Below are 19,110 nucleotides of genomic sequence, written 5' to 3' on the forward strand. Positions count from 1 at the left end.
TGTCGGCTTTTCTTTCTTCTTAATGAAGAGAGCTTTCGGTTACCTACTGATTACTGAGAAATGGGCCTTTATTTCATATGCGATATTTTTATCAATTATTACAGGAAAAAGTTCAATCCTGCACTACTCAAAGTTTTATTTTATTTCTTGCCAAAATTTGCGTGCTGACTTTTCTACATCTTCTGCTCCGTAAACTATTTTTCGATCTGACCAGCTGACTGGCAACAGATTTTGATAATGCGGATTGGTATAACGCTGATCGAGTAACAAAATAATTCCCCGATCTTCCATCGTGCGAATCACACGACCGGCAGCTTGAATGACCTTGTTCATACCAGGTAACTGATACGCATAACTAAATCCTTGATTCCGTTTTTCATCATAATATTCTTTGATCAACTCTTGTTCATGGTTGACTTGCGGCAATCCGACGCCAACAACAACCGTTCCAATCAAGCGTTCGCCAACTAAGTCAATCCCTTCTGAAAAAATGCCACCTAATACGCAAAATCCGATCAACGTTTTTTCAGGTTGATCAACAAAAGCTGCTAAGAAATCCTCTCTTTCTGCTTCGTTCAATTTTGAACCCTGAATCTGGATCGCATATTCTGGATAAATGTCATGGAAATAATCTGCCACCTGGTCTAAGTATTGAAAGGATGGGAAGAAAACTAAATAGTTGCCTGTTTTCGTTTTTATTAGTCGTTCAATCGATGCAGCGATTTTGGGAATACTTTGAGTCCGTTTTTGATAAGTCGTTTGGATACTGGCATCTACCATAACTAATCGATTTTCATTTGGAAAAGGACTTGGCAAACGATACGTTAAACTATCCTCGCCCCCGCCTAAGACCTCTTGATAATAATCTAGGGGTGAAAAACTAGCAGAAAATAGGATACTGCTACCGACCTTCTCCATTGTTTGCTCTAGAAACCAAGAAGGATCAATGCAGTATTCTTTTACAATCAGATCATAGCTTTTATGTTCAACGGTTGTTTGATAGTGATCGTCGTAGAATTCACTCATACGTGTAAAGCGAATAATTTCAAAATAAACCGGCAGCATTTTCTGCTGCGCTGGATGATCGGGATTCTCTGCCAACCATTCCTTGATCTGCTCTTGCAATTTGAACAAACTATTGATTAAACTTTCAGGGGCAGCCTGCTGATGGTGATAGGCTTCTCCCTCTAGTGATTGATGGATTAGTTCAAACTCATTATCAACTCTGGTAAATGCTCTATTCAATTTTTTAAAGGACTTATCTAAGTCTTTTTGCATCTGCGCGATGTTTTCCCTAGAAATACTAGCAGAGTACATCTCTTTCGAACGATTGACTAGATTATGAGCTTCATCAACTAACACTAAGTTCGTTTTATTCTCTTCTTCAAAGAAACGGCGCAAATAAACCGTTGGATCAAATAGATAATTATAATCGCCAACGACCAAGTCGCAAAAACGACTAATATCTAATGACAATTCAAAAGGACACAGCTCGTGCTTTCGGGCGTATTTTTCAATGACTGGACGTGTATATTGATCATCATTGTTTAACATATCCCAAAGACCGTCGTTGACCCGATCATAATATCCCTTCGCGAAGGGACAATGCTCTGGCGTACAGTTACGTTCTGTTAAAAAGCAAATCTTGTCCTTGGCCGTCAGTGTGACACTTTTAACCCTAGCATCCTTTTTGGTGATTTTCGTAACTGTTTCTTCTGCTACCTGTCGGGTAATGGTTTTAGCGGTTAGATAAAAAATCCGCTCACCTAATTCTTCACCCATCGCCTTGAATGTCGGAAAAAGAGTTGACATGGTTTTGCCAGTTCCAGTCGGCGCTTCCACATACAACTTTTGCTGTGCATGAATTGTTTTATAAACAGCCGCGGCCAGCTCCCTTTGACCTGCTCGATAGGTATCAAAAGGAAATGCTAATGACTTTAACGACCTATTGCGTGTTTCTCGCCATTGCATTTGAAAAACTAGCCAGTTTTCATATCGTTCAATCAAGTAATTGAAAAATTCTGTTAATTCTTCAAAACTAAATGTCCGAATCTTTCGCGTGATCTTTTCTTCTGTTGTTTGAAAATAAGTCAGACGCGTACCGATTTCCGTTAGTTCTTCTTGTTCACTATAAATATAGGCATAAACCATCGCTTGATAGAAATAGAGATCAATAATTCCTGCCTCAAGTTCTTCAAAAGGGGTTTCCGAAGTTTTAATTTCATCTATAATTATTTTTTCATCTTCTAAATAGATACCATCTGCCCGTCCTTCAATTTGAACGGCAGTTTCAGCAATCTCAAGAGACTTTTTCAGCCATACTTCTTTTTGGTAGCCTTCGCCCGCTTCTTTTTGTAATTGACGATGAATTCGGGCGCCTTCTTGAGGTGTATGATTACTGTTTTTTCCTTCATCAATACTGCCGCGACGTAAGATAAACTCAACGAGTTCGCGAATCGCTATTTTCTTGACCACCATACACTCACCTCATTCTTTGTTTCTGTTCAATGATTCTCAAAATCATTTCGCTGTTTCACCATAGAAGATTTTCAATCACTCGTCAAGTTTTATTCGTCATTCTTTTCCTTTGATTCTTTTGAATGGGCATAAATACTTTTATAGGGTCTTCATTTAATTAATACTCGTTATATAACTCTCATTCAAATGAGCCACAAAATTCCTGATAGAAATGTCAAAATCGTTCTGGGGAGCCGCATTTTTTTTACTTTTAAGGTATAATGAAGAAGGAATTTGTGATTCTAAATTTATTGATACTCATTATGAGTCAGCAATAGTGAATCGAATCAAGAAACACACTTTTAGTTTTCAGGGGGAAAATAAAAATAATGATTCAAATCGAAGGTTTTGTTACTGGAATCGCGCAAGAAAATTGCTACCTGATTCATAACGAACACAATTTATTGATCGTTGATCCTGGCTCAGAGGGAGATCGGTTGATTCAAGAAATCAAACGCATTGGAAAAACTCCGCGAGCTATTCTTTTAACGCACACCCATTACGACCATATTGGTGCAGTTGAACAGCTGCGAAAGAAATATGAGATTCCCGTATACGTGAGCCCACTGGAACAAAAATGGTTAGGCGATCCAATTTTAAATCTTTCTGGTCTTGGTCGCCATGATAATATGCCCGATCTGATCGTTCAACCAGCAGAATACGAATTTGAAATGAAAGAGTATACGATTGCCGATATGACTTTTCAAGTTGTACCGACACCGGGACATTCAATTGGCAGCCTGAGCTTCATTTTTGATGATTTCGTAGTGGTAGGTGACGCTCTGTTCAAGGGTAGTATCGGCCGTACAGATCTTTATACTGGCGATATGCAGCAATTGTTATACAGTATCAAAACGTATCTATTCACTCTTCCACGGGAATTGCCGGCTTATCCAGGACATGGTCCTGCAACTACCATTGGTCATGAGATCGATACGAATCCATTCTTTAATTAATCAACTTTTTGGAGGTTTTAAATATGGCAGAAACAAATCTTTATATTGTTCGACATGGTAAAACAATGTTTAATACGTTGGCTCGAGTGCAAGGCTGGTGTGACACTCCCCTCACTCAAAGCGGGCGTGACGGGATTCACTATGTTGGTTTGGGCTTACAAGACACGAAGTTTGAAGAAGCATATTCCAGTGATTCTGGTCGAGCGATCGAAACCATGCGCATTCTTTTAGGTGAACATCCTGATGGAAAAGATATTCCTTATCATGTGGATCCACGTATTCGTGAATGGTGCTTTGGTTCATTAGAGGGTGGTTTTGATGCAGAAATGTGGGGCGTTTTACCGCGAGTATTGAACTTCAAGACTGAAGATGAGCTTTTCGCGACTGAAGTGAGCTTTGAGGAAATAGCCAATGCTGTTTACGCTGCGGACACGGCAAACTGGGCAGAACCTTATGAAAAATTGCGTGATCGTGTATGGCAAGGCTTTGAAGACATCGCACAACACCGTGAAAAGCAAGGCGGCGGAAATGTTCTTATCGTTTCTCATGGCTTGACGATTGCCTTCTTATTAAGCTTAATCGATTCAAAACAGCCGGTTCGTGCAAACTTACTTAACGGCAGTATCAACCGTCTGCGTTACGAAAATGGGGAGTTCTCTATCCGCGCAATCAATGACATCAGTTATATGGAACGTGGAAAAACTATCTCAGATCAAATTGACGAATAGAAATTGGAACTGTCGACAACTGTCGGCAGTTTTTTCTTATAAAAAGCTTAGCCTTTTTTCGATGGTCTTTTTAAAGGTGAAACGGTATACTAATTATTGTTATTAATTTGAAAGGACGTAAACTATGCTTATTGCCAATATTTTCAAAGCAATTATTCTTGGGATCGTCGAAGGGATTACCGAATGGTTACCGATTTCTTCCACGGGCCATTTGATTTTAGCGGATGAGTTCATCAAGATGAATATGAGTGCCGCTTTTACCGAAATGTTCAATGTTGTAATTCAGTTAGGTGCGATTTTAGCCGTGGTGGTTTTATATTTCAATAAACTCAACCCCTTCTCAGCTAGTAAGTCGCATCAGGAAAAAAACGACACTTGGACATTATGGTTTAAGGTAATTATTGCCTGTGTGCCTGCTGCGGTGATTGGGTTGCCGTTAGATGATTTTTTAGAGGCCCATTTCCACAAATTCTTACCAGTAGCGATCATGCTGATCGTTTATGGGATCGCCTTTATTGTTGTTGAAAAACACAATAAAACAAAAACACCCAAATGTACCAATTTAAATGATTTTACTTATAAAGCCGCATTGATTGTTGGAGCCTTTCAACTACTATCCTTGATCCCCGGAACTTCACGTTCTGGAGCAACGATTTTAGGGGCTATCATCATTGGAAGCTCACGCTTCGTTGCAACGGAATTTTCTTTCTTCTTAGGCATTCCAGTAATGTTTGGCGCTAGTGGATTGAAAATCGTCAAGTTTTTGATGAATGGAAACAGCTTTGGCGTTTCCGAAATCGTTGTACTATTAGTCGGCATGGTGACTGCTTTTATAGTTTCAGTCATTGCTATCAAATTCTTATTGGATTATATTAAACGAAACGATTTCACCGCTTTTGGTTGGTATCGAATCGTTCTAGGGATTATCTTGATCGGCTATTGGCTAATTGCTATGTAGGATTTGTATAGATATAAATAAGTTCCGAGCTCGTAACGTTGAGCTTGGAACTTATTTTTTTGTTTACTAATTATTTAACGTCGCTTTCAATATGGAATCAGCTGTCACTTTTATTCTCATGGTAACATCGATTTAACATTAATAATATTAATTATAAATTGAAATAAAAAAAGGAAATCTTCTTTACTACGTTGATATAATAGTCTTTACTTTAACAAACACTAATGATAGTCATTCTCAACGCTAATTGATAATTACTTTCGTTCTCAATTAGCGAATTCTATTATCATTTACACTGACTCCTGTGGTACTATAATGGTGAAGATAACCCGTGAAATCATTTGCGGCTTACAAATTGAAAGGAGGAAAAGTGATGAGTAAAAAAGAACGAAATGCTTTTCTCTCTACCCTTTTCTGTTTACTATTTTTAATTGTTGGAAGAATTTCAATTGAACTTTCTCAATCTATTTATCCCCTCTTTTTCATCTTGGCGATTATTAGCGGCGGCTGGAAGCAAACCTATGAAGGTCTCAACGAACTAATTCATGAGCGTACATTGAATGTCGATTTATTGATGGCGTTAGCAGCAATCGGTGCATGTCTAATCGGAAACTGGTTTGAAGGAGCAATGCTGACCTTTATTTTCTGCTTGAGCGGTGCCTTGGAGGAATACGCGACTAATAAAAGTACTAAGGAAATCACTGCTATGATGAATGTAGCTCCAAATGAGGCGATTAAAATCGTTGAGGAAAAACACATTACGGTTCCTGTCGAAGAATTAGCCGTCGGTGACTTTGTTTTCGTACCGAAAGGCCAAGCAGTCCCGATTGACGGTCGCATGTTATCCTCCTCTTCAATTGACGAGTCAGCGATTTCTGGCGAATCTGTTCCAGTGGAAAAGGCCATAAACGATGATGCTTTCAGCGGAACAATCAACCTAGGTCAGGCTTTTACTTTAGAAGTGACCAAGACCAGCGATGATACCTTGTTTGCACAGATTCTGAAGTTAGTTGAAAACGCTCAAAATGAACAAAGCGCAACTGCGACGTTTATTGAGAAAATCGAAAATGTTTATGTGAAGATCGTTCTGATCGCAGTCCCTTTGATGATTCTATTGACTCACTTTGTACTTGGTTGGAGTTTTACAGAAAGCTTTTATCGTGGAATGGTGCTTTTAGTTGTCGCTTCACCTTGTGCTTTGGTGGCCTCTGCTACTCCGGCGACACTTGCTGCGATCTCCAATGGTGCGAAAAAAGGTATCCTCTTCAAATCTGGAAAAACACTGGAAAAACTAGCTGATCTGCGAGCGATCTCTTTTGACAAAACGGGAACATTAACCCAAGGAAAACCACGAGTAACTGACTACAAGACATTTTCTGATGAACCTGTCATTCCACAATTATTTTACTCGATGGAACGGCAATCTACTCATCCATTAGCCGTCGCAATTACCAATTTCTTTAAGGATGAAAAAACACTGGAACTACAGGTGGAAGAAAAAGCCGGTTTCGGATTACAAACTACCTATCACGGTGAGACGTGGCAATTAGGTAAACCACTGAAGAATCAGCAGCACCCCCTCATTGAACAATGGCACAATGAAGGTAAAACAGTCGTTGTCCTTAGTAATAAAGAAGAAATCGTGGCACTTTTGGCCTTAATGGATTTACCTAAACCATTTACCTCTGAGGTGATCTCCTACTTCCAAGACCAAGCAGTCGAAACAGTAATGCTTACTGGTGATAATCTTGGAGCAGCGAAATATGTTGCTCAACAGTTAGGTTTAAATGATTATCACGGCGGCTGTCTCCCTGCTGATAAAACCGATCTTGTAAAGCAGCAGCAGGAGGAATATACCATTAATGCGATGGTTGGTGATGGGATCAATGATGCCCCTGCGCTTGCCACTGCTAGTATCGGAATTGCTATGGGTGAAGGAACAGATGTGGCAATGGAAGTTTCTGACATGGTCTTAATGAAAAATGATTTAACTAAACTGATGTACAGTCATCGTCTAGCGAAAAAAATGAGACGAATCGTTCGACAGAATATTATTTTCTCTCTATGTGTCATCGTATTGTTGATTGCTAGTAATTTTCTTCAATTTCTCACCCTTCCTCTAGGGGTTGTAGGACATGAAGGAAGCACCATTTTAGTGATTCTGAATGGATTAAGAATGCTGATGCCCTTAAAGGAAGCCGAAAGTTTAGATGAAACCAGATGCACCTCCTGCCCGCTTTATAAGGCAGAACATTAGGAAGAAGCAGAATCGCAAAAGATTCTGCTTCTTTAGGTGTGTAAATTAATTATGATTTATCCAAAGAAATAATTTCCCATTTTTCTTTATTTTCTGTTAAGGAAAAAAACTTGTCACGATTTTATTGCATTAAAAAGCGGCTTTATGTATAATGAGTAATGTTGAATTGTACGGTATTAACCGTATAAGACTGAATTCGGAGGTGAAATCCATGCCAAACATTGAATCTGCAATCAAACGTGTCCGCACTAGCGAAGCTGCTAACGCTAAAAACTCATCACAAATGAGCGCAATGCGTACTACTGTTAAGAAATTCGAAGAAGCTGTTGCTGCTGGCGCTGAAAATATGAACGATCTTTACAAAGAAGCTGCTAAAGCAATCGATATGGCTGAATCAAAAGGTTTAATCCACAAAAACAAAGCAAACCGTGATAAAGCACGTCTTGCTAAAAAATTAGCTAAATAATAAAAACCGATCAAATGATCGGTTTTTTTATTTGTGCTCATAAAGATAGCGCCGATACACTCTGCATCGACGCTATGCTTTATTTATTCGTCAGTTCTTCGTAACTTTTCGCGCGTTCTTCCATATCTTCAACTGTTTGATTCAGCATTTCTTCTACTAGCGCATCATCTTTCTTAATGTTGTGCAAAGCAGAGAATCGAGTTTGACCTTCTAAGAAGTCATTCATTTTGCTGAAATCCGTTTTCTTGAAGTCGATGCGCATTGGGTCTTTACCTTTTTGTGCACGAACAGGATCATAACGATAAAGCGGCCAGTATCCTGACTCTACAGCTTTCGTAGATTCTTCGATTGATTTGCTCATACCACCGCGGATACCATGATTAATACAAGGAGTATAGCCAATAACCAATGAAGGCCCAGGATAAGCTTCCGCTTCTTGAATTGCTTTTAAAGCTTGTGTTGGATTGGCCTCGATTGCAACCTGTGCGACATAAACATCGCGATAAGTCATGGCAATCATCCCGAGATCTTTTTTCTTCGTCTTCTTACCACCGGCAGCGAATTTCGCAATAGCTGCTGATGGCGTTGCTTTCGACATTTGACCACCGGTATTGGCATAAACTTCATTATCCATTACCAAAATGTTCACATCTTCGCCAGAAGCAAGAACATGGTCGATTCCGCTAAAGCCGATATCGTATGCCCAACCATCTCCGCCAATAATCCATTGGCTAGGTTTCGCAAACATTTCGCTATCAGCTAGAATAGATTGCAATTCTGGATCTGTTTCTTCGCTTAATACCGCGCTCAATTTAGCAGCACGTTGCTGACTACCTTCGCCTTCTAACATATGGTCCAACCAATCCTGCATCTGTGCTTTTGTATCTTCAGAGCCAAGACCTTTTGCTAAAGCAGATATAATTTTGTTAGCAACACGATTTCGTTTAGTTTCATTTGCCATATGCATTCCTAAGCCATATTCAGCATTGTCTTCAAATAACGAATTACTCCACGCTGGGCCACGGCCGTCTTGATTGACTGTATACGGTGTCGCTGGTGCTGAACCGCCCCAGATTGAAGAACAGCCAGTCGTATTTGCGATCATCATGCGATCACCAAATAATTGTGTCAACAGCTTCACATAAGGTGTCTCACCACAGCCGGCACAAGCTCCCGAGAATTCAAGCAACGGTTGCTCAAACTGAGAACCCTTAACAGAAAATTTCTTCGCTGGGTTTTCTTTTTGACGCAATGTCATCGCGAATGCCCAATTCATTGCTTGTTCTTTTTGCTCTTCATAAGATTTCATGACTAGCGCTTTTTCCTTAGCAGGACAAGCTTCTACACAAAGGCCACATCCAGTACAATCTTCCAATGACACCTGAATACGATATTTGAAGCCATCTTTTCCACGCATGTCGCGAGTTACGAAACCTTCAGGTGCAGCTGCCATTTCATCTTCATCAGCAAGAAACGGACGAATCGCTGCATGCGGGCAGATAAAGGCACATTCATTACACATTGTACAAGCTTCTGGAATCCACTCAGGTACCTCTAAAGCAATTCCGCGCTTTTCATAAGCTGCTGTACCAGAAGGCATCACGCCGCCTAACATGCCGTTTTCGATTAGGTCATTTACAGAAAGCTGATTTCCCTCCTGACGATTAACCGGTTCGAGAATATTACGAATATAGTCTGGTTTGTTTGCATCGCCGCCATTAAACAAAGGTTTCACTTCGATAGTCGCCCACTCAGTTGGAATTTCAACCTTCTTCAACTCAGCAACTGTCGCATCAATCGCCTGCCAGTTTCGCTCAACAATTGTTCTAGATTTTTTCCCATAAGCTGCATCTACTTCCGCTTTAAGTAATGGCAGATAAGTTTCATGATCCATAATATCCGTCAGTTCAAAGAATGCTGTCGACATTACTTGATTGATCCGACCGCCCAAACCAGTTTTTTGAGCAATATCCATTGCATTGATAATATAGAAATTGATATTATGCTCTGCTAGATAACGTTTGATCCGGCCTGGTAGTAATTGTTTAACTTTCTCTTCATCCCAAACAGTGTTGAGCAAGAAGGTGCCGCCATCTTTCAGTCCCTTTACTAAATCATATTGATGAATATAAGCACTGTTATGACAACCAACAAAATCAGCGGCTTCTACATTATAAGTAGAGAGAATCGGTTCTTTCCCGAAACGCAAGTGAGAATTTGTCAGTCCACCAGACTTTTTGGAATCATAAGAAAAATACGCCTGAGCATAATAATCAGTGTTATTTCCGATAATCTTGATTGCCTGTTTATTCGCTCCAACTGTACCATCTGAACCAAGACCCCAGAATTTTGCCTGGAACGTTGATTTTGGTGTCAAATCTAACACTTCACTCATTGGTAAAGATAGATTGGTCACATCATCAATAATCCCAACTGTAAAACGTTGTTTCATTTCAGCCGCCGGTAACAATAAATGCTCAAAAACGGCTACGATTTGATCTGGTGTCACGTCTTTTGAAGCAATGCCGTAACGACCGCCGATGACGATTGGACGATTGGTATGACGGTAAAGAACGCTTTGAACATCTAATAATAATGGTTCGCCGTCTGATCCTGGCTCTTTTGTGCGATCAAGCACAGCAACCTTCTCAACAGTTGTTGGTAATTTTTCTAATAGATTTTCTGCTGGGAATGGACGATATAAATGGATATCCAAGAAACCGACTTTACGGCCATTAGCATTTAGATAATCAACGGTTTGCTGAATTGTTGGTGATGCTGATCCCATAGCAATAATGACTTCTGTTGCTTCAGGATCGCCGTAGTAATTCGTCAAATCGTAATTCGTACCACGAAGATTATTGATCTTGTTCATATACTTCTGAACAATCGCAGGCATTTCATCATAATAGCGATTAACAGTTTCTCTTTGTTGGAAATGAATATCCGGATTTTGTGCTGTACCAGAAACATTCGGACGATTAGGATTCATTCCTAATTTTCTGAATTCAGCTAATGCTTCCCAATTCATCATTGCCTTTAAATCATCATAGTCAATGACTTCGATTTTTTGCAGCTCATGACTTGTTCTAAAGCCATCAAAAAAGTTCATGAAAGGCAGCTTGCCTTCGATACTGGCTAAGTGTGCGACCGCGGACAGGTCCATTACTTCTTGGACTCCTCCTTCAGCTAGCATACAGAAACCTGTTTGCCGAGCAGCCATTACATCACTATGATCACCGAAGATACTTAATGCATTGGTGGATACTGCCCGTGCTGCTACATGGAAAACAGTTGGCAATAATTCCCCAGCAATTTTAAACATGTTTGGAATCATTAACAGCAAACCTTGTGAAGCTGTATAAGTTGTGGTTAATACTCCTGTTTTCAACGATCCATGGACAGTACCCGCGGCTCCAGCTTCTGATTGCATCTCTACTACTTTAACTTCTTCATTAAAGATATTCTTTCGGCCTTGTTCCGCCCACTCATCAACGACCTCAGCCATTGTTGAACTTGGAGTGATCGGGTAAATACCTGCAACTTCAGTAAATGCATAGGAAATATGCGCTGCCGCCGTATTTCCATCCATCGTTTTCATTGTTTTCATCATCTACACCTCTGTCTTAAACCAATTGCTCCTGCCTTGTCTTTTGAATATATTGATCAATCTCATTTGCTGCAATTTTTCCGGCACCCATAGCTAAAATAACAGTGGCTGCTCCTGTTACGATATCTCCACCAGCAAAAACACCTGGAATCGAAGTCGCACAGGTTTCTTCATCCGCATCAATATAGCCCCATTTATTCAGTGCTAACTCAGGGAATGTATCTAATAAAACTTTATTGGCTCCTTGTCCAATTGCTTCGATAGCAGTATCTGCTTCGATAATGAACTCACTACCAGGAATCACGATTGGTCGGCGACGTCCAGATTCATCTGGTTCGCCTAATTCCATTTGAACACATTTGACAGCTTTTAATCGTCCATTGCCATCATCTATGTATTCAATAGGATTGCTCAACCAATGGTATTCGATCCCTTCCTCAACTGAATGATGATACTCTTCTTCACGAGCAGGCAATTCTTCCAATGACCGTCGATAAACGATCGACACGTTGTCTGCACCTAAACGCTTCGCTGAACGTGCGGCATCCATTGCGACGTTCCCACCGCCAATAACAACGACATTCTTTGATTTTTGAACTGGGGTATCATACTCAGGAAATTGATAGCCGTGCATCAAATTTACTCGAGTTAAGTATTCACTAGATGAGTAGACTCCGTTTAATGACGTCCCTTTGATGCCCTGGAATCTCGGAGCCCCCGCTCCAACAGAAAGATAGCAGGCGTCAAACTCATCAATGATTTCTTCCATTGTGATCGTTTTCCCTACGACGACATTTGTTTCAATTTTTACCCCTTGCGCGACGATTCGTTCGATTTCTTGCTTGACGATTCGTTTTGGCAGTCGGAACTCCGGAATACCGTAAGTCAATACCCCACCTGGTGCATGTAATGCTTCATAAACAGTCACGTTATAGCCTAATTTCGCTAAATCACCTGCTGTGGTAAGACCAGAAGGCCCTGAACCAATTACCGCTACGCGGCCCTTATCGCCACTCACTTCTTTGTATTCAAATGGCTGTTCTAGCGCCCAATCTGCAACTAAACGTTCCAACTTTCCAATAGCCACTGGCTCGAATTTTTTTGAACGTCCTAATCGACAGACCATTTCACATTGCTTTTCTTGGGGACAAACACGTCCGCAGATTGCTGGCAAATTCGTATATCGGCCTAAAATTTCATAGGCTAACGGCATGTCGCCTTCTTCAATTGCTTTAATAAAACCAGGAATATCAATCATTACTGGACACTCCGAGATACACGGAGCATTTTTACACTGCAAACAACGACTTGCTTCAAGCTGGCCTTCTTCTAAAGTATACCCTAACGCTACTTCGTCAAAGTTTTGATTGCGGATCTCTGGTGCTTGTTCCTTCATCGGAGTTTTAGTATAACTGCGTTTAGCCATTTGAACTCACCTGCTTTTCATATCTTTCGTTAGCCAGTAATTCCTCTGGACGATACTGCTGCATTCGATTGACAAATTCATCCCAATCGACTTCTTCGCCTAAAAACTCTGGCCCATCCACGCAAGCGAATTTAATCGAATCACCAACTGTCACACGACAACCGCCACACATACCTGTTCCGTCAATCATAATTGGATTTAATGAAACGTAAATCGGTACATCATATTTCTGCGCAGTAAGCGTGCAAAATTTCATCATGATACTTGGTCCGATAGACCAAGCCATTGAAATTTTCTCACGTTTGAAGACTTCCTCCATTGCATCGGTAACCAGACCCTTTTTCCCAAGTGAGCCATCGTCTGTCATCAAAATCAGCTCATCGGAATACTTTCCACAGTCCTCCTGAAGAATCAATAAATCCTTATTTTTTGCTCCAAGAATAGTGATCACACGATTGCCGGCTTCCTTTAAGCCTTTTACGATCGGGAACAACGCCGCGATCCCAACTCCGCCTCCTACTAAGAGAACGGTACCATAATTCTCGATATCTGTCGCTTTACCTAAGGGGCCTACAATATCCGTTAAAGCTTCACCAGCCATAACAGTCGCGAGCTGGGCTGTTGATTTGCCGATCACTTGAAAGATTAAGCGTACCCAACCCGCTTCTTTGTCTGTATCAACGACAGTCAGCGGAATACGCTCACCGTTTTCGTCAATTCGCAAGATTACAAACTGCCCTGGTTGTGCTTTACTGGCAATTCGTGGTGCATCAACCAAAATCTCAAATTCAGTTGGTGCCAGTTCCTTGCGTTCTAATACTTTAAACAAATCCTCACTCCGTTCTTTCAATGTGATTCCTTACTCTGCTGCTTCAATCAGCGTTTTTACAAAAGTCTTCAATACTTCTTCGTCATCATCGTCTGCTTCATTTTCGATTTTCACAGTTTCTGCTGCCTTTTTCGCCCCAGTTTTAGCAAAAGCTTCATCAAATGCAATTGCTGCGTGGCAGAAGTAATCGGGATACAACTCGCTATCTCCGCTTCCTACTACCCCATAAACTTTTCCTGATAAATCTTCTTCTGGCAGCTCTTCATGAAAATCTTCCAAATCAAACGGAATCTCGCCATCACCATCAGTATAGGTAGCTAGGACACAGATGTCTGCATCTTCATAAAAATCTGATTCTGCATCATCCGCGTCAACGCGTTCTACGTCGATCCCATTCGCTTCGAAAGCATCCTCGAGAATTTCAGATATTCCTTCTGTGTTACCTGTGTTAGTTGCATAAACGATCTTTGCTAATGTCATTTTGTTCATCCTTCCTTTTATCTGATTTTGGATAAATAAAGCCAGTTAGATTTGGCTATTATTCCTTAATTAATGAAAACCCTTTTTTGCATTTTGGAAAGAAACTTCAAAAAAATATTAGAAGTTTGCCACTTTTATCATAACCTAAAACTGTGAATTAATGAACAGTCCCTAAGGATTTTTATTCGTAATTTTTTTAATAAAACATGTTTTTCAAATGTTTTTTGAGTTCTATCTACTCTAATTGAGAAAGCTTTTCATTTAGCTGTATTTTTTTGAATTAGCAACCAAAACATAATAAAAAACTAGCGCGACAAAATCGTCGAGCTAGTTTAGCAAACTGGATAAATATTGAACGAATTTGAGAAAAAATTCTAATTCTTAATTCGTTCGGTTGTTTTTAGAATAAACAATTGAAAATTTAACTCTTTTTCAGCTTGACCTGTTTTTACTTCATAATCATTTTCAACTAATTCATCATACATAGATACAAGTAAATTTAATGGGAATTTTGCTACTTGCTGTATCGCAAGCTTCACTCGATAAGGGTGCACACCGAGTGTTTCTGCAATATTCGCCTGCTGATACCCAATTTTTTGTAAAATTTTGGTTTGTAGCAGCAGACGTATCTGACCAATTAAGATGGCGGTTAGCTTGATAGTTTCCTCTCCTTGAAGATGTAACTCTTCGTATGTTTGGTAGGCCTTCGCAGTATCCCCCATTAAAATTTGCTCTGTCAGTTCAAAGATATTGTGTTCCAATGTTTTAGGAACCAAGTCTTGAACTAATTGCAACGTAATAGTCCCTCCTTCACCAGCCAGCAATAATAGTTTTTCAATCTCATTCATTGCTTTAGATAAGTCAAAATCCGTTAATCGTAAGAAAAGATCGAAGGCTTCTTTTGATATCTTCACATGTTCATTACTGATGTAACGTTGCAAGTAATTACGCAATTCTCGTTCTTGTAATGGAGCGGCATCAATCATCGCTGTTTTCTTCAAGGCCTTCGTTACTTTTTTCCGAGCATCAAGTTTAGGATACGTTGCCCAGAAAACGACGATCGAGGTATCTAACGGCTGTTTCAAATAGGCCATTAAGCTGTCAGTATCCTGTTCGGGTGTGCTGCTTTTCTTTTCCCCTGTCAAAAAATAAGGCTTTTCAACAAAAATTAAACGATAATCACCAAAGAATGGTAACGTTTCAGCTTCATCAATTACTGCTCCTAGTCCAGATTCCTCCATATCAAAAGACATGAAGTTTAATTCTTCTAAATCATCTTGCTTCATTCGATCCAAAAAAGCTTGGCGAATCTCCTGAATCAAATAATCCTCCGTCCCAGTTACAAGATATACAGGTTTTAATGGATCATTTCTGATTTGTTTGAGGGCTTCTTGTGTATTCATGTCAGTACTCCTAATTTAATAGTAAAAAATTTCTTCTACAGATTCTATGATGATTAAGACATAACAGAACTCTGACTATTTATGCTACCACGATTAATCCAGAAAATCTATTAAGAGTTCTATTTCACCACGTTTTGTTATGGGAGACCATTGATAATAGATCATTCCTTGCTGATCCGTTCGGAAAACGGTAATTTTATGCCGTTTCAACTTTGTTAAGGTTTCTTGTGTTGGGTGTCCATAACGATTCTTTTTACCTACTGAGATTATCGCGTATTTCGGTTGCATTTGTTTTAAAAGTGTTTCACTCGTTGAGGTGTTACTTCCGTGATGCCCAATTTTTAGGAAATCTATTTTAAGCTGCGGATAATTTTTTAGCAGAACTTCTTCTCCCGTTATTTCTAAATCCCCAGTCAATAGAAAGCGCTGCTGGTTTAGATTAAAGTACGTAACTAATGAATCATTATTCTCACCTTGACTACTCTCGGGTGACAGTATCTGTAATTTTAATTTCTTTCCTACAGTATCTCCTTTCTTCAACAAATGAATCTTGGTGCCTTTAATTGGCTGTAGAAGCTTCTTTAATTCCATGTGCGAGCCCTTCGCTAAATAAAGATTTTTTACTTTCACTTTGTTTAACACATTCAATAATTCTCCCATATGATCGGCATCATTATGCGTTATCAATAAGTGATCGATTTTCGTACAACCTAAAGATTTTAAAAATGGAAGAAGGTTGTAATCTGAAGAGTGTTTTTGCTGTCGTGCTTGCCATTTCTTTTGTTTAAAATTTAATCGCCCGCCAGTATCAATCAAAAAAGTCTCCTGCTTAAACGGCAGCTTGATAAAAATGCTATCGCCCTGACCAACATCAACAAATGCTACCAAACCATTCGCCGAAAAAGAGATCGAGAGTATTAGAAACAGAAAGACCACCAGAAACCAATAAATTTTTTGTTGATATTTTAGACGATCAATCACTAATAAAACTAGCAAAATGAGAAGTAAAAATAGAAAAAAATCTGGTCGCCCAATCGTTAAATTAGGTAAAGCCGCTGATTCTAAAACTTTTTCAAGAATCTGAAAAAAAAGATCCATAAAGATACTAAGAAAACCTGGAAGTGGAAAAAAGCAGCCAAAAAAAAGAACCAAACACCCTGGAAGAATTAGCCATTCAAAAAAAGGAAATAATAGAATGGTAAGCAGTCCGCCGATAATCGTCCACTCACTAAAGCTATAAATCAAAAGTGGCAAAGTAAAAATGGCAAACAACAGTGCCTGTTGCCAAGATTTAAGTTTCAGGTCGTTAAGATAGAGTAATATCAAAGCAAAATAAATACTTAACTGTGCACCCACAGACCAAAACACTAAAGGGAAACAAAAAATGACTAGAAAGAGCATTATGCTCCATTGATCAAGTTTAGATAACTGGAAATTAGCAGTTACGCAAGCAAAAGCAATAAGAAAACTGAAAATTGCCCGAATCGTACTAAAACTACCTCCAGTTAAAAAGATTAATAGAAGTCCTACTAAACTCAAAAGAACAAGACGCATTTCTCTGACTAATCCGACTCTTTTCAAAAGCAAATGAAATCCACCTAAATAAAATTGAATGTGCAAGCCAGAAAGAGTGAACAAATGCAACAAACCCGTCGTTTTATAGGCAGATGTGTATTCAGCAAATTCAGAATCTTTGTAGCCGATCACCAAGGCTTTAACATAACTAGCCACTCTCTTGGAGTAGCGCTGATCAATTTGCCAAATTAATTGTTGACGAACCTCACTCAACGAGAATTGCTTTTGTCTAAAAGGCTTCATTGAATCAGTTCGAAGAATTTGAGTGAAGCCAAGACTTTGATAGTATTTCTGCGCATCAAAGCCATTCAAGTTTCTCGCACGATCAAATGCTTCTGTCTCACCACTAATTATTGCGGTATTTGGCAGTATTTTCCTTTCCCAAATAGCTTTTTCTTTCGATGTTTTTAATGAATAGTAAACTAGATACTTTTCTCCTTGTATCTTACCGGTTAGCTTCAAAAAATTTCCATCGACTTTAATGGAATCCCCTTGAATCTTCATAACTTGATTTGTAACTTTTTCTGGAATATGGTCCAACTTGTTTACATAATAATATGTTCGTAACCCAATAAAAAAACTGCACAAAAAGACCATAAGCACTAGCTTGTGGTTTTTCATGCAGATGATCCGAATCAATAAAACAATCATTAACAGAAGCAATCCTAGATGAAACTGATAAAGCAGACTTGCCAATAAGATAGCCGTCAGGATCGGCAAAATCAAATAATTTTGTAGTGCTTCTATCCTTTTGGTAATGTGGCAGCATCTTCTCCTAACTGAAGTTTTGTAAAGTATTTGCTCTCTAAGTGAACTTGGTGAGCGCTAGCCCCCACTTGATTGATCAATTCGATTGCGTAAGGGTCATTGCGATAATCTTTTAGGTAGTGAATCTTTTTGATTCCCGCTTGCAATAATGCCTTGGTACAGGCCAAACAAGGAAAATGCGTTACGTAGACCTCCGCTTGATCCGTTGCAATTCCTAATTTTGCACATTGCAACAAAGCATTCATTTCCGCGTGGATTGTTCGCAGACAGTGCCCGTCAACGACATAGCACCCTTCATCCATGCAGTGCACATCGCCACTGACCGATCCATTATAACCTCCTGCGATGATTCTTTTATCTCGTACAATTGTCGCGCCAACTTCCAAACGAGTACACGTACTTCTTAATGATAGTAAAACAGCTTGCGCCATAAAATATTGATCCCAAGGGATTCTTTCTGTCGTCAAATTATTCGTCCTCTCTTTCGATCTTTCTTATATTGTAATCGAGTCCTTCAAATTTTCAAGCGTCTTTTCACCAATACCAGATACTTTTGTCAAATCCTCTATCGCACGAAAACTGCCATTTTCCTCGCGATATTTAATGATGTCTGCAGCCCGCTTTTCACCGATTCCTGATAATTGTTGTAACTCTGCTGCATCTGCTGTATTAATATTGATTTTTTCGATTTCTGAGTTGGAGCTTTTAGTCCCTCCGGTTGAATCATTTTCATTGATTAAGGGGATTTCTTCTCCAACTTTTGGTACATAAATAATCTCCTGATCTGCTAATAATTTGGAAAAATTAATTTTATTTTGATCGGCTTCTTCTGTAAAACCACCAGCTAGGTCAATCGCATCCATTAAACGCATACCCTCTGTGATGCGATACATCCCAGTCTTTTTGACTGCACCTTTAACATCAACGTACCACTCCTGACTACTAGACTCAGATGTTTCCTTTACACTGCTTTCCGTTGAAAAAAGTGCTGGCTCAATGGTCTCTTTCTCAGGTTCTCTATTTAAAAAGAGAAAAACAGCAAGGATAAGAAACACTGGTACTCCGATTAGATATGGATACTTTTTAAGATAGTCTTTCATAGTGCCCCCTTTCACTCTTAAAATACGCAAATGGCAT

At 39.5% G+C, this 19,110-nt stretch carries 14 protein-coding genes; 5 read left to right on the forward strand and 9 right to left on the reverse strand.

Annotated features, from left to right (window positions below; translation table 11 throughout):
- Window positions 1-135: 135 nt before the first annotated feature.
- The gene (locus tag IGI44_RS08680) at window positions 136-2,478 is read right to left on the reverse strand and encodes a helicase C-terminal domain-containing protein (protein WP_438787372.1); all 2,343 of its coding nucleotides are present in this window, start codon (window positions 2,476-2,478) and stop codon (window positions 136-138) included.
- A 368-nt stretch (window positions 2,479-2,846) separates the two neighbouring features.
- On the opposite strand from IGI44_RS08680, the gene IGI44_RS08685 reads away from it, so the two are divergent.
- From IGI44_RS08685 to rpsT, 5 genes are all read left to right on the forward strand, one after another.
- Window positions 2,847-3,473 carry an MBL fold metallo-hydrolase gene (locus IGI44_RS08685; RefSeq protein WP_438787373.1) on the forward strand — a complete coding sequence of 209 codons (627 nt, stop codon included), beginning with the start codon at window positions 2,847-2,849 and terminating at the stop codon, window positions 3,471-3,473.
- Window positions 3,474-3,496: 23 nt separating this feature from the next.
- Window positions 3,497-4,201, forward strand: a complete 705-nt coding sequence (locus tag IGI44_RS08690; RefSeq protein ID WP_438787374.1) for a histidine phosphatase family protein — start codon at window positions 3,497-3,499, stop codon at window positions 4,199-4,201.
- Window positions 4,202-4,325: 124 nt separating this feature from the next.
- Window positions 4,326-5,159 (forward strand): undecaprenyl-diphosphate phosphatase, encoded by an 834-nt coding sequence (locus tag IGI44_RS08695; protein WP_438787375.1) that lies wholly within the window; start codon window positions 4,326-4,328, stop codon window positions 5,157-5,159.
- A 373-nt stretch (window positions 5,160-5,532) separates the two neighbouring features.
- The gene (locus tag IGI44_RS08700; protein WP_438787376.1) at window positions 5,533-7,416 is read left to right on the forward strand and encodes a heavy metal translocating P-type ATPase; all 1,884 of its coding nucleotides are present in this window, start codon (window positions 5,533-5,535) and stop codon (window positions 7,414-7,416) included.
- A gap of 211 nt (window positions 7,417-7,627) precedes the next feature.
- Window positions 7,628-7,882 carry a 30S ribosomal protein S20 gene (rpsT, locus tag IGI44_RS08705; protein ID WP_016180291.1) on the forward strand — a complete coding sequence of 85 codons (255 nt, stop codon included), beginning with the start codon at window positions 7,628-7,630 and terminating at the stop codon, window positions 7,880-7,882.
- A gap of 79 nt (window positions 7,883-7,961) precedes the next feature.
- Here rpsT and nifJ read toward each other — a convergent pair whose 3' ends face one another.
- The 8 genes from nifJ to IGI44_RS08745 all read right to left on the reverse strand — a co-directional run bounded on the left by nifJ (window position 7,962) and on the right by IGI44_RS08745 (window position 19,073).
- Window positions 7,962-11,495 (reverse strand): pyruvate:ferredoxin (flavodoxin) oxidoreductase, encoded by a 3,534-nt coding sequence (gene nifJ / locus IGI44_RS08710; protein ID WP_438787377.1) that lies wholly within the window; start codon window positions 11,493-11,495, stop codon window positions 7,962-7,964.
- Between the two features lie 13 nt (window positions 11,496-11,508).
- Window positions 11,509-12,918 carry an NADPH-dependent glutamate synthase gene (gene gltA, locus IGI44_RS08715; protein ID WP_438787378.1) on the reverse strand — a complete coding sequence of 470 codons (1,410 nt, stop codon included), beginning with the start codon at window positions 12,916-12,918 and terminating at the stop codon, window positions 11,509-11,511.
- Window positions 12,911-13,747, reverse strand: a complete 837-nt coding sequence (locus IGI44_RS08720; RefSeq protein ID WP_438787379.1) for a sulfide/dihydroorotate dehydrogenase-like FAD/NAD-binding protein — start codon at window positions 13,745-13,747, stop codon at window positions 12,911-12,913. The genes gltA and IGI44_RS08720 overlap by 8 nt, the downstream gene beginning before the upstream one ends.
- A gap of 30 nt (window positions 13,748-13,777) precedes the next feature.
- Window positions 13,778-14,227 (reverse strand): flavodoxin, encoded by a 450-nt coding sequence (locus IGI44_RS08725; RefSeq protein WP_438787380.1) that lies wholly within the window; start codon window positions 14,225-14,227, stop codon window positions 13,778-13,780.
- A gap of 374 nt (window positions 14,228-14,601) precedes the next feature.
- Complete coding sequence (holA, locus tag IGI44_RS08730) at window positions 14,602-15,630, reverse strand: DNA polymerase III subunit delta (RefSeq protein WP_438787381.1); 1,029 nt, start codon at window positions 15,628-15,630, stop codon at window positions 14,602-14,604.
- A 93-nt stretch (window positions 15,631-15,723) separates the two neighbouring features.
- Complete coding sequence (locus IGI44_RS08735; protein ID WP_438787382.1) at window positions 15,724-17,856, reverse strand: DNA internalization-related competence protein ComEC/Rec2; 2,133 nt, start codon at window positions 17,854-17,856, stop codon at window positions 15,724-15,726.
- A gap of 92 nt (window positions 17,857-17,948) precedes the next feature.
- Window positions 17,949-18,440: a ComE operon protein 2 gene (locus tag IGI44_RS08740; protein ID WP_438787383.1), complete on the reverse strand. Its 492-nt coding sequence runs from the start codon at window positions 18,438-18,440 to the stop codon at window positions 17,949-17,951.
- 27 nt (window positions 18,441-18,467) lie between these two features.
- Window positions 18,468-19,073: a helix-hairpin-helix domain-containing protein gene (locus IGI44_RS08745; protein WP_438787384.1), complete on the reverse strand. Its 606-nt coding sequence runs from the start codon at window positions 19,071-19,073 to the stop codon at window positions 18,468-18,470.
- Window positions 19,074-19,110 lie beyond the last annotated feature (37 nt).

Origin of the sequence: Enterococcus sp. DIV0756 (assembly GCF_051710745.1) — a bacterium.
In the GTDB taxonomy this organism is placed as follows: domain Bacteria; phylum Bacillota; class Bacilli; order Lactobacillales; family Enterococcaceae; genus Enterococcus_A.